Genomic DNA, 593 nt, shown 5'->3' on the forward strand with positions numbered 1-593 from the left:
GGTGCCGCGGAACACCATGATCGGGAAAGGCGTCATGATCGGCGATGTCGGGGGCGTCGCCGGTGTCCCGGGCCGGCCCGCAGCCCCGGGCCCCGCGGCCCGCTGGCCACCCGCGGGCTCCTGACCAGCGGGGACGAAAACTGTCGGTGGTGGATGCGAGCCTGGTCGTGTCCGCTGATCGACGACACCCTGGGCCCGGTGATCACAGTGATCGAACAGGTACCTTCCCCGACAGCCGCCGCGTCCCCCACGCCCGACATCAGCCGGATGCCGAGCATGGACCTGATACCAGGCCTGGACGCGCAGACCGCGCCGCTGGCGGATCTCGAAACCGCGATCTGCGGGTGGGCAGGCCGGCTCGCGGCCGCGACCTGCGGCTGGCTGGTCCTGCTCTCCGCCTTCGAGCGGCGGGGCGGCTGGTCGGGGATCGGGCTGCGCTCATGTGCGCACTGGCTGTCCTGGCGCTGCGGGATCGGGCTACGTGCCGCCCGGGAGCATCTGGCCACGGCCCGCGCCCTCGAACAACTCCCCACAGTGCGGGCGGCGTTCGCCGACGGAACGATCTCCTACTCGAAGGTCCGGGCGATCACCCG

General features: G+C 72.2%; 1 protein-coding gene. It reads left to right on the forward strand.

Going from position 1 to position 593, the window contains the following annotated elements:
• Positions 1–267: 267 nt before the first annotated feature.
• The coding region (locus MXD62_RS09970) for a DUF222 domain-containing protein (protein ID WP_248829054.1) at positions 268–593 on the forward strand (326 nt) is incomplete at its 3' end.

Source organism: Frankia sp. Mgl5, from assembly GCF_023242985.1.
GTDB lineage: Bacteria > Actinomycetota > Actinomycetes > Frankiales > Frankiaceae > Parafrankia > Parafrankia soli.